The sequence below is a fragment of the Cellvibrio sp. genome (assembly GCF_046347455.1).
Lineage (GTDB): Bacteria > Pseudomonadota > Gammaproteobacteria > Pseudomonadales > Cellvibrionaceae > Cellvibrio.
In genome coordinates, this window is record NZ_JAXMGC010000007.1 from 162,551 (window position 1) to 175,776 (window position 13,226).

At 48.1% G+C, this 13,226-nt stretch carries 12 protein-coding genes; 10 read left to right on the top strand and 2 right to left on the bottom strand.

What is annotated here, in order from left to right; translation table 11 throughout:
* Positions 1 to 202: 202 nt before the first annotated feature.
* The 4 genes from U1F02_RS13670 to U1F02_RS13685 all read left to right on the top strand — a co-directional run bounded on the left by U1F02_RS13670 (position 203) and on the right by U1F02_RS13685 (position 4,907).
* Positions 203 to 2,695, top strand: coding sequence for a DUF1631 domain-containing protein (locus U1F02_RS13670; RefSeq protein ID WP_409990961.1), 2,493 nt, complete (start codon positions 203 to 205; stop codon positions 2,693 to 2,695).
* An 81-nt stretch (positions 2,696 to 2,776) separates the two neighbouring features.
* Positions 2,777 to 3,358: a 1,6-anhydro-N-acetylmuramyl-L-alanine amidase AmpD gene (ampD, locus tag U1F02_RS13675; protein ID WP_409990962.1), complete on the top strand. Its 582-nt coding sequence runs from the start codon at positions 2,777 to 2,779 to the stop codon at positions 3,356 to 3,358.
* Between the two features lie 15 nt (positions 3,359 to 3,373).
* The gene (gene ampE, locus U1F02_RS13680; protein ID WP_409990963.1) at positions 3,374 to 4,390 is read left to right on the top strand and encodes a regulatory signaling modulator protein AmpE; all 1,017 of its coding nucleotides are present in this window, start codon (positions 3,374 to 3,376) and stop codon (positions 4,388 to 4,390) included.
* A gap of 34 nt (positions 4,391 to 4,424) precedes the next feature.
* A complete protein-coding gene (locus U1F02_RS13685; protein WP_409990964.1) occupies positions 4,425 to 4,907 on the top strand; it encodes a YajQ family cyclic di-GMP-binding protein in 483 nt (160 codons plus the stop codon).
* Positions 4,908 to 5,045: 138 nt separating this feature from the next.
* Here U1F02_RS13685 and U1F02_RS13690 read toward each other — a convergent pair whose 3' ends face one another.
* Positions 5,046 to 6,332: an AmpG family muropeptide MFS transporter gene (locus tag U1F02_RS13690; protein WP_409990965.1), complete on the bottom strand. Its 1,287-nt coding sequence runs from the start codon at positions 6,330 to 6,332 to the stop codon at positions 5,046 to 5,048.
* Positions 6,333 to 6,350: 18 nt separating this feature from the next.
* Positions 6,351 to 6,668: an MGMT family protein gene (locus tag U1F02_RS13695; RefSeq protein WP_409990966.1), complete on the bottom strand. Its 318-nt coding sequence runs from the start codon at positions 6,666 to 6,668 to the stop codon at positions 6,351 to 6,353.
* A gap of 160 nt (positions 6,669 to 6,828) precedes the next feature.
* On the opposite strand from U1F02_RS13695, the gene U1F02_RS13700 reads away from it, so the two are divergent.
* The 6 genes from U1F02_RS13700 to U1F02_RS13725 all read left to right on the top strand — a co-directional run bounded on the left by U1F02_RS13700 (position 6,829) and on the right by U1F02_RS13725 (position 13,017).
* A complete protein-coding gene (locus U1F02_RS13700; RefSeq protein WP_409990967.1) occupies positions 6,829 to 7,419 on the top strand; it encodes an FxsA family protein in 591 nt (196 codons plus the stop codon).
* A 224-nt stretch (positions 7,420 to 7,643) separates the two neighbouring features.
* Positions 7,644 to 7,934, top strand: a complete 291-nt coding sequence (locus tag U1F02_RS13705) for a co-chaperone GroES (RefSeq protein WP_409990968.1) — start codon at positions 7,644 to 7,646, stop codon at positions 7,932 to 7,934.
* 87 nt (positions 7,935 to 8,021) lie between these two features.
* The gene (gene groL / locus U1F02_RS13710; protein ID WP_409990969.1) at positions 8,022 to 9,671 is read left to right on the top strand and encodes a chaperonin GroEL; all 1,650 of its coding nucleotides are present in this window, start codon (positions 8,022 to 8,024) and stop codon (positions 9,669 to 9,671) included.
* A 213-nt stretch (positions 9,672 to 9,884) separates the two neighbouring features.
* On the top strand, positions 9,885 to 10,469 hold the full coding sequence (gene sodB / locus U1F02_RS13715; RefSeq protein ID WP_409990970.1) for a superoxide dismutase [Fe]: 585 nt from the start codon (positions 9,885 to 9,887) through the stop codon (positions 10,467 to 10,469).
* 182 nt (positions 10,470 to 10,651) lie between these two features.
* Positions 10,652 to 11,395, top strand: a complete 744-nt coding sequence (locus U1F02_RS13720) for a hypothetical protein (protein ID WP_409990971.1) — start codon at positions 10,652 to 10,654, stop codon at positions 11,393 to 11,395.
* 101 nt (positions 11,396 to 11,496) lie between these two features.
* On the top strand, positions 11,497 to 13,017 hold the full coding sequence (locus tag U1F02_RS13725) for a fumarate hydratase (RefSeq protein ID WP_409990972.1): 1,521 nt from the start codon (positions 11,497 to 11,499) through the stop codon (positions 13,015 to 13,017).
* Positions 13,018 to 13,226 lie beyond the last annotated feature (209 nt).

Here is a 13,226-nt window from a genome sequence, read left to right on the forward strand (position 1 = left end):
GTGACTGTTGGTCATGTGAACTGCGTTTATTTTTTATAGCAGTTTGTTTCACCTTGGGGTCCAATTTACGCGAAATTATATAAGAAAATAATCAACTTATCGCTATTTGTGATATGGCTCTCGCCTTGAGCAACTGCCCCTAGAGGCTGCAATTTAGTTGGATATACTTCAATCAACTAGGTCTATTTGATGGTTGTGCATCATGTCTGAACAAATCCGTCCCGAGCAGAACAATGTTGTGAAGCTTAACCCTGAGCGAGCAACTGGTCAGCCTCCGCAGATCATTTTGGCGCGTTTGCCGGCGGCTATGCATTCGTTGCGTGATAAGGCTCGGCAGCAGTTGCAAGCTTTGTTGCGAGATTTGTTCGACAAAGTTGATGACGCAATGTTCGAGTTGGCGGACAAGGCCACCAGCAACCTGGACCAGCACTTGTATTTTGATTCAATGCGCGAGGTGCGGTTACGTCGCCGTGCGGTTGAAGCTGCATTCTTTAGAAGTATCGACATTCGTTTCGCGCAGTTGTTGGATCACAATGCCTATCGGGATGAAGTTAAGCCTGAGTCTAAGGAGTTTTCTCTCGACGACCTTTCTTTGGTCAATAACGAGGATTTAGAAGAATTAGTGGCCTTCGAGGGAATGGTTAATAAGGCTAACGAAAAATTTGCCGAGCTTATTCAGCATTTGACCATGCGCATAGATCACTTGGTGCCTATCAAGGTTTATCAAAAAAATAATCCGTTGGGTGCTGACGTAATATGCAACGCATTTAATGATGCTACCAAAGGTCTGGACATTGACGTTAAGGCCAAACTCGTTATCTATAAGCTGTTTGACAACATGGTCATGACGAAGCTTGGTGACGTCTTCCAGGTTTTGAATCAATTGTTGATGGATGCCAATATTCTGCCTTCGTTGAAGTCATCGCGCGGTAAGCGTCCTGCTGGTGAGCAATCACCGCAGCCTTCTGGGGCCGCAAAAGCATCGCCAATTGCACCGGTAAATAGTGGGGTAACCTATGATGAGCAAACCAATCAGGTATTAAATTCTTTACGGCATTTGTTGGATGCTCGTAACGGCGGCGGTCGTAGGCTGGCGAGTACTGGGGAGGAATTGGCAAGCCAGGATCTGGTTAGGATCCTGTCGTTGGTTCAGCACCAGAATTTCGCTAATCAGGTACCAACAAATGGCGTAGCAGCCCCGATTAACATTCGCGATTTGTTGCAAAATTTATTGGCTAGTGAATTTCAAAAGCCGCAAGCGATCAACGCTGTTGACGATGACGTGATTAACCTCGTCAGTATGATGTTTGACTTTATTCTCGATGATCGCAACTTGGCAGCTCCCATGAAGGCGCTGATTGGGCGGTTGCAAATACCTATGGTGAAGGTAGCGATTGCCGACAAGACCTTCTTCAGTAAAGGTGGTCATCCCGCTCGCCGTTTGTTGAATGAAATGGCAATGGCGGCTTTGGGTTGGCAGGAAGCCAGCGAAGAGAACCAACGTAAAGATAGTTTGTACAACAAAATGGAAACCACTGTACAAACCATATTGTCGGATTTCGAAACCGACATGGGGATTTTCAATAACCTCCTGGCGGACTTTCGCTCATTCCTCGAAAAGGATAAGCGTCGCGCACAGATACTGGAACAGCGCACCATCGATGCGGAAGATGGTAAGGCCAAATCGGAAAGGGCGCGTTTGCAGGTTGATGCAGTTTTAAATCGTTTGACGTCTGGCCATGATTTGCCTGCTCCCGCGCACAAACTGCTGCGCGACGCATGGGGTAATGTACTGTTCATTACCTGCTTGAAGCAGGGCGTAGAGAGCACTGAATGGCAAGCGGGTATACGTACGGCGCAGCAGTTAGTGTGGAGCTTAACGGCGCCTATGTCGAAGGAAAACCGTCAAGGCTTGTTGAAGCTTGTTCCGCAACTCCTGCAAAAGTTGCGTCAAGGTTTGGAAGATATTTCCTACAGCCCGTTCGAAACAACCCAATTATTTAAGCAACTCGAAGCATTACATTTAGCTCGGTTAAGATCAGTGCCCAAGGTAGAGCCCGCTCCTGCTGCTCAGCCTTTGAAGGCCCCGCAGCCCGCCCCGGTGCAACCAGCAATAAAAGTTAAGTTGGGTGATGTTCCCGCAACCGCCGTTGAGGTTACTTCTATCAAGCTTGCTGATGTGTCGTCTGCACCGGCTGCTGCACCTGCAACAGCTGAAAAAGTAGAGACTACCGTTTCGCCTGAGATTAATGCTTCCGCCGCTTCGGATGTTGAAGTTCCGGTGTTAAAAGAAGTTGTACCGGCTCCCGCCGTTGAGCCGCTGGTTCCCGTTGGTGCCACATTGGAGTCCTTGGAAACCTTCATCGTTGTTAGCGACGAGCCAATTGTCGATACTGCGGCAGAAAGCTTGCCAGAAGGCGATCAACATTTATCTCTAGTTGCTAATCTCACCCAAGGCAGCTGGTTCGAAATGCAAAGCGAGGATGGCCAAAAATTCCGCAGCCGTTTGGCAGCAATTATCCGCGCTACGGGTAAATATATTTTCGTCAACCGTTCCGGCGTCAAAGTGGCAGAGGAGACTCGTATGAGTTTGGCGTTAGCGCTTAAATCGGGCCGCTTGCAAGTACTTGACGACGGTATGTTGTTTGATCGCGCGCTTGAGGCGGTGATCGGTAATCTCCGCAGTAGCCGTTAAGGTTCAAAAGACCATGCCTTAGGTTTATGATGTCCACTCCGTAAACGAGTGGGTTCTAAACTCAAGGGGCATGGTCTGTTGATGTCAAATGTGTCTAAAGTTGCTGTTCGGGACGGCTATTTAACCTCTGCCATCCACTGCCCCTCGCCAAACACTAATCAACGCCCGCCCAATCAATCAATTAGTCTCTTGGTTATTCATAACATTAGTTTGCCACCCGGCAAATTCGGGACTGGCTGTGTTCAGAAGTTTTTCACTAACCAACTCGACCCATCGCAAGATCCTTATTTTGAAACCATCGCGGATTTAAAAGTATCTGCCCATCTTTTTATTGAGCGCAATGGCACTGTCACGCAATTTGCTTCATTTGACGCACGAGCTTGGCACGCGGGTGTATCCTCATTTAACGGTGTTGCAAACTGCAACGACTACAGTATTGGTATTGAGTTGGAAGGTTGCGACAATATTGCTTACACTGACGCCCAATACGAAGCTTTGGTGGCAGTGAGCGACCAGATTATGCGCGCATATCCGCACATCACACTCGATCGTATTGTTGGGCACAATCACATTGCGCCTGATCGTAAAACCGACCCCGGCGAAGCCTTTGATTGGTCGCGTTATCGCGCGAGTTTGCAAGCTGCAACGTCCCGCAGCCTTTAATAACGAGAGATCGCTATGATTTTTTTAAGTTTGATTGCCGTTCTGGGCATTATCTATTGGTCGCCGCAGAGCGCGAGTGTTTTGCAGCGCGATGGCTGGTTTGTCTGGTTGCTCAATCGCGCACGTGCTTTGCCTGCTGCCTCATCATTTCCGCTTCTGCCCATGATCGTCGCATTTGTTTTCCCCATGCTGCTGATGATCATCTGCATTTGGGCAATTGTTTATTTTCTCTCCTCCAATTTCCTGTTTTTTTTGTACGTGCCTGTGCTTTTGTATGCCTTGGGACGAGGGGATTTTTTAGCAGAGGTGAATACCTATATTGCCACCGCTAACCGTGGTGATTCGGTTGCGGCGAGCAAATGGATCGACGATATGTGCGGCCATGCTTCAGATGAGATTGCTACTTCTCCTATTAGCGACTGGAAAAGCTTGCATGCGCAGGCGCTAAAAGTGATTAGCTATCGCGGATTTGAGCGCAGTTTTGCCGTTCTTTTTTGGTTTGTCATTGCTGGCGCAGTTGGCGCACTTTTGTATCGTTTGAGCGCGATCTACCGCGAGCAAACTATTCCTCATTCTAACGAGGCGGTATTAGCGGAAAAATGGTTGTGGTTAATTGAGTTTCCGGCGGTGCGTCTTATGGGGTTGACTTGGGCATTTGTCGGTAATTTTGATAGCAGCCCGCTGCGCGATAGTTTAATGGATACCGAAAATTCATCCATGACCATTCTAAACAACAGCTTGCGCGGTGCCTTGGGCGCTCCCACCGATTTGTATGTTAAGCCAACGGTTGTAGTGGTGGATGCTGACGCTAGCCCCGAGGAGGTTGCAGAAGCAGCTGAAGAATTGGCCGAAGCAGAACAAGAGGCCGAAGAAAACGCGCAAGAGATTATTGAGGACTTGGTAGGTATCACCCTAAGCCCACAGGCAGAGCCCGCTTATTCATTTGCCTTGGTTAAATCAAGTGTGCCTTTGTATTCGCGCTCCTTGTTGTTCTGGGTTGGCGCTATCGCTTTTGCGACTTTATTTATTTAATTAGATTTGTTTCGATTTTGTAGAGGTAAGAAAAATGCCATCTTTCGATGTGGTTTCTGAAGTGGATAAACATGCGCTAACAAACGCGGTAGATCAAGCGAGTAAGGTCATTACTAGCCGTTACGATTTTAAAGGTGTGGATGCGAAATTTGAGCGTAAAGAGTATGACATTACCATCACTGCTGATACTGAATATCAGCTTGATGCTATGTTAGATTCGCTGCGTACGGCCTTGCCCAAAAACGGAATCGGCGTGTCCTGTCTTGACATTAAAAAAGTGCAAACTGCCGGCAAACAAGTGAAACGAGATATCACTGTGCGCACTGGCGTAGAAACGGAATTAGCGAAAAAAATCGTTAAAATGACGAAAGACCAAAAACTTAAAGTGCAAGCATCTATCCAAGGCGATCAAGTGAGAATTACGGGTAAAAAGCGCGATGATTTGCAGGAGTGTATTGCAATGTTGCGTGCTGCAGAATTGGAGATGCCGTTGCAGTATATTAATTTCAGAGATTGATTTAATTTAATAATTTGAAAGACTCAATGTTTATCGTCGTCATCTTCGCGTAGCGGAGATCTAGCTTTTGATCTTAGATTTTTTATGGCTGGATCCCCGCTGCGCGAGGATGACGACTCCCTTACGACAATAAGTTCCTTACTCCTGCCCCGTTCTTTTCCACAACCAAGCCAGCAACAACAAAGTTGGAATCACCGACAAGGTGCTGAAAATAAAAAAGGTTTGGTAATCCGTTGCCTCCACAATGTAACCCGAAACCCCGCCAATAAATTTGCCCGGTAAATTTGCCAGTGATGCGAGTAATGCATATTGGGTTGCTGTGAAATTTCTATCGGTCAGGCTCGACATAAACGCAACTAGCACCACGCCCGCAAAACCTTGTGACACATTGTCTGCCGTAATCGTCGCGAAAAATGACCATTGTTCCGCCGGGTGAAAGGCCATTAATAAGTAAGCAAGATTTGAAACGGAAACTGCAATTGCTGCAACCACCAACATGTAACGAATATTAAATGCGGCAACGCAAATTCCACCTAAAAATGCTCCCGCAATACCAATCCACACACCATAAAGTTTGGATACAGTGGCAATATCGGCTTTGGTAAATCCTGAATCTAAATAAAACGGCCCCGCTAAGACACCAATCATCTGATCGGGCAATTTAAATAAACCCACGAACGCCAAAAGCGCTAGGCCAAGTGCTATACCGTTGCGCGAAAAAAATTGCTGAAAGGGTTTGATAAAAGCGTCTTGAATGCGAATTTCACGCACGTGCAGTGCGTTCGTCGGGTTAGGTTCCTTCGACAAAAAAACGCACACCAGTGGTAACAAAATGCATCCCGCCATGGCGAAATAGGCAATCTTCCAACTCGTGAGTTCCGCTAAATAAAGACACATGGCGCCGGATAAAATTAAACCCACGCGATAGCCCAAAATGTAAGTCGCTGCTAGCGCTGCTTGTGATTCAACCGGCGCAATTTCAATGCGATACGCATCTACCACTGTATCCTGTGTTGCGCCCGCAAAAGCAGTTAGCCCCACTAAAAAAGTAAAGGTTATTAATGAGGAGTTTGGCCCCGCAATCGCCATGCTTGCCAGCGCGAAAACCAGCAATACCTGCGATGCCACTAACCAACCTCTGCGGCGGCCTAAAAAGGGTAAGGGATAACGGTCGATCAGCGGCGCCCATAAAAATTTCAGCACGTAAAAGAAACTGGCGTAACTGACCAGACCGATGGTACTCAGGGCGATGCCTTCATCGCGCAACCACGTCGACAAGGTGTAACCGGATAACAAAAAAGGAATGCCAGAACCCATCCCCAAAAACAACATGGTTAAAGCAGAGGGGGTTGCGAATGCACGTTGAATTCCTTTCAAGCCTTTGTAGTTATTTTTGTCGTCCTGCGTTGAAATATCTGTGCTCATAGAATGGCGCTGCGTTGATTAAAAGGAATAGGCGTAAAGCGATAATTTGATTTTGCCGTTGTGAATCTCTACGCCTTCTTGTTGCAGGCGCTTGAGTTGTTCGCAGTAGCCATCGGAACCTTCGGGGAGCGATAGTTTGCCCTGTGAATTGATGACTCTGTGCCACGGCAAACGTGAATTAGCAGGTAAGCCGCACATCAGTCTCCCTGCCAAGCGCGCGCCATTCGGCATGCCTGCCAGCTTGGCCAAGTTGCCGTAGGTAATCACTTTGCCTTTGGGAACTTGGGCAAGTGCGAGGAACATGGCTTCACGTCGTTGTTCTTGGGTTTCGAGCATGGGAATTTGCGGGGCTGGCTGTTATATCGATGGCTCACCTTAAATAAGATCGCCGTGTTTGTCGATGCTGAATTCAGCAAGCAAGTTACCGCGTGCAAATCCAGCCTGACCAACCCCAATCTCCAATGCTAAGATGGCCGCCCGAAAATGAGGAATGATTATGCGTTTAGGTTTGTTGTGGTTATTGGGGCTCTTGTTTGTTGAGATTTGGTCGATCATCAAAATGAGTGAATACGTGGGCGGCTGGGCCACGTTTATTTTGTTGTTTGTTGGGTTCTTTTTTGGTTTGCAGCTCATGCGCGCCCAAGGTATCAACGCCATGATGAAAGCCGCTCAGGCCGCGCAAACCGCTCAGTCACCGCTTGCGCCTATCGCGGAAGGTATCGTTAAGGCTTTCGCGGGCATACTGCTGATTATTCCCGGGTTCTTCAGTGATCTTATCGCCATCCTTATCCTCATCCCCTTTGTTCGCAAAGGCTTCGCGCGTTACCTTGCCGAGAAAGGCCAGTTTCAGGGTTTTGCAACAGGCGGGTTTGGGCAAGGCGGTTTTGGTGTTTTTGGACAGGGCGGATTCGGCAAGCCCGGCGCGAATGATAGTTTTGCGGGCGGCAACGTTTATGAGCATGACGGTAGTGCCAAGGTGAACACTGCTAGCGACCGCAGTCTGCAATCAAAATCCAAAGATGAGGATGTGATAGAAGGCGAGATTATTGAGCCAACGTCTGGCAAAAGCCCTAAAGATCCCACTTAATTCACTATCACTGCGGAATTTTTTTCGTTCCGCAGTTGAAATCCCAAAACCAAGCCCCATCTGCTGTTCACCCCATAGCGAGTTGTCATTCAACTCGTTCTCTTGGCGGTCTTGAAGAGTTCAAAATCGTCATTATTAACCCATCGCTGAGGCTAGCCTCAGGTATTCAATTTCTGAGGCCAGCCTCAGATTTGTTAATAACGCTAGTTAGGAGACTTGTGTCCATGAAAATTCGTCCGTTACATGATCGCGTTGTGGTTCGCCGCAAAGAAGAAGAAACCAAAACTGCTGGTGGCATCATCCTTTCAGGTGCAGCTAAAGAAAAGCCAAACCAAGGCGAAGTGCTCGCTGTTGGTAATGGCCGTGTATTGGCTAGCGGTGAATTGCGCCCTCTGGACGTGAAAGTGGGTGATGTTGTGGTATTCGGCAAATATGCTGGCAGCGACACCATTGTTGTCGACGGTGAAGAATTAGTGATTTTGAACGAAAGCGATATCAAAGCAGTTTTGGTGTAATTGCTGAGAGCATTCTCGTTCAATCCAAATAAAAAAACCGAAATCGAAAGATTTCCTCGTGTTAACGAATTTTGAAGGTAGAAGAATATGTCTGCAAAAGAAGTGAAATTTGGCGATAACGCCCGTCAACGTATGCTGGTTGGTGTAAATATTTTGGCTGATGCCGTTAAAGCAACTCTTGGCCCAAAAGGTCGTAACGTTGTATTGGAAAAATCGTTTGGCGCACCAACCGTTACTAAAGACGGTGTTTCTGTTGCGAAAGAAATCAGCTTGAAAGACAAGTTTGAAAATATGGGCGCACAAATGTTGAAAGAAGTTGCTTCACGCGCTTCTGACGACGCTGGTGACGGTACTACCACCGCTACCGTATTGGCTCAGGCTATCGTGAACGAAGGTTTGAAATCGGTTGCGGCGGGTATGAATCCAATGGATTTGAAGCGCGGTATCGATAAAGCAATCACTGCTGCTGTAGCTCACATCAAATCAATTTCTCAACCATGCGCTGACAGCAAGTCTATTGCTCAAGTGGGCACCATTTCAGCAAACAGCGACACCGTAATCGGTGCTTTGATTGCTGAAGCTATGGAAAAAGTGGGTAAAGAAGGCGTAATTACCGTTGAGGAAGGCACCAGCCTTACTGACGAGCTGGATGTTGTAGAAGGTATGCAATTTGACCGCGGTTACTTGTCTCCTTACTTCATCAACAACCAAGACAGCATGAGCGTTGAGCACGACCATCCGTTCATTTTGTTGGTTGATAAAAAAATCTCTAACATCCGTGAATTGTTGCCGGTGTTAGAAGGTGTCGCTAAGTCTGGCAAGCCATTGGTTATCGTTGCTGAAGATGTTGAAGGCGAAGCTTTGGCGACTTTGGTTGTTAACAACATCCGTGGCATCGTTAAAGTTGCTGCTTGTAAAGCTCCAGGCTTCGGTGATCGCCGTAAAGCTATGTTGCAAGACATCGCCGTATTGACTGGCGCTACTGTAATTTCTGAAGAAGTTGGTTTGGATCTGGAATCTGCCACCGTTGAGCATTTGGGTACAGCTAAGCGTGTAACCATGAACAAAGAAAACACCGTGATTGTTGACGGTGCGGGTAAAGCAGACGAAATCCAAACTCGCGTACAGCAAATCCGTGTTCAAATCGAAGAAACCACCTCTGATTACGACCGTGAAAAACTGCAAGAGCGCGTTGCTAAATTGGCTGGCGGTGTTGCGGTAATCAAAGTAGGTGCTGCCACCGAAATGGAGATGAAAGAGAAGAAAGCACGCGTTGAAGATGCTCTGCACGCCACCCGCGCTGCGGTAGAAGAGGGCGTGGTTCCTGGCGGCGGTACTGCATTGTTGCGTGCTGTTGCTGCAATCGCAGACTTAAAAGGCGACAACGAAGACCAAAACGCCGGTATCGCAATTGCTCGCCGCGCTATGGAAGCTCCGTTGCGTCAAATCGTTGCGAACGCAGGTGATGAGCCATCAGTAGTTGCTGACTCTGTGAAGAAAGGTACTGGCAATTTTGGTTACAACGCTGCAACGTCTGTTTACGGCGACATGATTGAAATGGGTATTCTTGACCCAGCCAAAGTAACTCGCTCTGCATTGCAAGCTGCAGGTTCTATTGCTGGCCTGATGATCACCACTGAAGCTATGGTTGCTGACTTGCCGGAAGACAAACCAGCTGCCGGCGGTGGCCACGATATGGGTGGCATGGGCGGTATGGGTGGCATGGGCGGTTTCTAAGCCTCACCTTAAAAAGCGGCTCTTGTGGCCGCTTTTTGTTTTATGCGCTACTCTCGCCGTTCGGTAAATTTGGAATTTAAAAGGGAGTCGTCATCCGCGTAGCGGGGATCCATGTTTTTAAGAGCTGGATCCCCGCTACGCGAGGATGACGACTCCCCGTCAAAAATTAGACCTGTTCTGTAATACACACTCTATATTTCTAGGAGAATCCTCATGGCTTTCGAATTACCCGCATTACCTTACGCAAAAGACGCTTTGGCTCCGCACATTTCTGCTGAGACCTTGGAATTCCACCATGGCAAACACCACAAAACTTACGTTGATAAGTTGAATGGTTTGATTCCTGGTACTGAGTTTGAAGGCAAAAGCCTGGAAGACATCATTAAGACTTCTTCTGGTGGTGTATTCAACAACGCTGCGCAAATTTGGAACCATACTTTCTACTGGCACTGCTTGAGTCCAAATGGCGGCGGCGCAGCAACGGGTGCAGTTGCAGACGCAATCAACAAAGCCTTCGGTTCTTTCGACAAATTCAAAGAAGAATTCACCAACTCAGCGATCAATAACTTTGGTTCTTCATGGACTTGGTTGGTGAAAAAAGCTGACGGTTCTGTGGCTATCGTTAACACCAGCAACGCGGCTACCCCTTTGACAGATGCTTCTGTTACCCCAATTTTGACCGTGGATTTGTGGGAACACGCTTACTACATCGATTACCGTAACGCTCGCCCAACTTACATGAACGCTTTCTGGGCGTTGGTAAACTGGGAATTCGTAAACGCCAATTACGCAAAGTAATACAGGCGCTTAATGCGCGGTTGAGCTAGCCAAAAGCGGAGCTCGACTCAAACGTGGCGGGTTCCTATGGGATAACCCGCTCAGGACGAGCCTACAAGGCTCGTTTTTTTTGTTCTTTGTTTGTTGCATGGGCTGCTATAAAATGCGCCCCAATTTCATTATTCCTTTAGGTAGATTGCATTATGGAACGCAGAGAACCCACCCTGTCCGGCAACTCCCCATCTCGCGGTGCAGATGTTGAACGCGATGAAGCTCCCGTTCGCCGTTCGGCTCCGGTTTATGATGAGCCGCGCGTGAGTCGTTCTTCCGGTGATTCATCCAGCTCCTTACCATTGATTGCATTGTTGGTTGCTATCGTTGGCGTCCTCGGTGCCGGTTTTTTAGGTTTCGAGTTGATGGAAGCCAACGGCAAAATTGCGAAAGATGCTGCGCGTATTCAGCAGCTTGAAAACCAGCTCAATGTAACCTCGAGCGAATCGACGCAATCGGTTACCGCTTTAGGTATCAATCTACAAAAAGTCGATAGCGATGTGAAAAAACTGCAAGAGACCTTACGTAAGCTCAATGCAGATCACGAAGCTAAATTGGCTTCCCTCGGTAAATCTTTGGATGGTGCCAAATCTGAAATCACGAGCCTGAAGGGCGATGCAACTTCTCTTAAACAAGACTCTCTCGCTCACAAAGCGACGCTTGATGAAATTGCACCGCACTTTGATTCGGTAGAAAAAAATATCGCTGCGCAAAGCAAAAAAATTGCCGATGTATCGGCCAGCGTAAACGCTATGCTTAATCAGGTTAAAAGCGCTGAAGGTTTAGCGTCACGCATTACCAAAACCGAAGAAGCGATTGATGCAATTGACGATAACCGTCGCACCATCAACCGCGATTTGCTGCAGATTAAGCAGCAGCTTGGTATTAAGAATTAAGTTGTTTTATCGAATTAAGAAGGGAATCGTCATCCTCGCGTAGCGGGGGATGACGATTCCCCTTCCGAGTAACCCCCGCAGTTATCCAAAAGAGAACTCCCATGCCCACCATCATCCGTCAGCAGGACCTCATCGACAGCATTGCCGATGCTTTGCAATTCATCTCCTACTACCATCCCGTCGATTTCATTCAGGCGGTTCATCAAGCCTACGAGCGCGAAGAAAATAAAGCCGCTAAAGATGCGATGGCGCAAATTCTGATTAACTCGCGCATGTGTGCTATGGGGCACCGCCCGATTTGTCAGGATACCGGCATTGTGACTGTGTTTGTGACCGTGGGTATGGATGTGCAATGGGATGCGCAAATGAGCCTGACGGACATGGTTAACGAAGGTGTGCGTCGTGCTTATCAAAATCCCGATAACGTCTTGCGCGCGTCTATTTTGGCTGACCCGGATGGTGCCCGTAAAAACACCGGTGACAACACCCCAGCAATCATCCACTACAACATAGTGCCCGGTAACACGGTCGATGTTCATGTAGCGGCAAAAGGCGGCGGTTCGGAGGCAAAAACCAAATTCGCTATGCTCAACCCATCCGATTCAGTGGTGGATTGGGTATTAAAAGTGGTTCCAGAAATGGGCGCTGGCTGGTGTCCACCCGGTATGCTCGGAATCGGCATCGGCGGTACTGCTGAAAAGGCAATGCAACTTGCTAAAGAAGCTTTGCTTGAGCCAGTTGATATTCAAGACCTGCAAGCACGCGGCGCAAGCAACCGCGCCGAAGAATTGCGTTTGGAGTTGTATGACAAAGTAAACCGCTTGGGCATCGGTGCCCAAGGTCTTGGCGGCTTAACGACCGTGTTGGACGTAAAAGTAAAAGACTACCCAACTCACGCGGCTAACAAGCCGGTCGCTATCATCCCCAACTGCGCAGCAACTCGCCACGCGCATTTTGTGTTGGATGGCTCAGGCCCAAGCTTCCAAACGCCACCCTCTATTGAAGATTGGCCAGAAATTACCTGGGAAACTGGTGCAGACGTTCGCCGCGTAAATCTCGATACAGTCACTCCAGAAGAAGTACAAACCTGGAAAACGGGCGAAACCATTTTGCTCAGCGGCAAGATGCTGACCGGCCGCGATGCCGCCCATAAGAAAATGACCGATCTTCTCGCCAAAGGTGAAAAGCTCCCAGTGGATATGAAAGGGCGTTTCATCTATTACGTAGGCCCCGTTGACCCGGTGCGTGACGAAGTCGTTGGCCCAGCAGGCCCAACTACCGCAACACGTATGGACAAGTTCACTCGTACCATGCTTGAACAAACTGGCTTGCTGGGCATGATCGGTAAATCCGAGCGCGGCCAAATTGCCATAGACGCGATTCGCGACAACAAGTCTGTATACCTTATGGCCGTTGGGGGTGCCGCTTATCTAGTGGCGCAAGCGATCAAATCAGCGAAGGTGTTGGGTTTCCCCGAATTGGGAATGGAGGCGATTTACGAGTTCGACGTGAAAGATATGCCCGTTACTGTGGCGGTCGATTCCCGCGGTGAATCTGTCCACATCACAGGCCCCAAAATCTGGAAAGCCAAGATTGAAGAGCAGGCCTTAAATTTGAAATAAACGGGTCGATTCGAGTTTTCAATTTAAACGGAGCCAATGAGCTCCGTTTTTTTTTGCGCATTGAGTACCGCATATTCCTCAAAAAGATGATTTATGCGACAAGTCGGCAAAACTCGTCTTAGGATTTTCTGCACGTCAAAAATTTCCTGCTAGGCTTTAGGTAATTAACGGGGCTTCCGATCGCTAGCTCGGAAAATACCAATACCCAG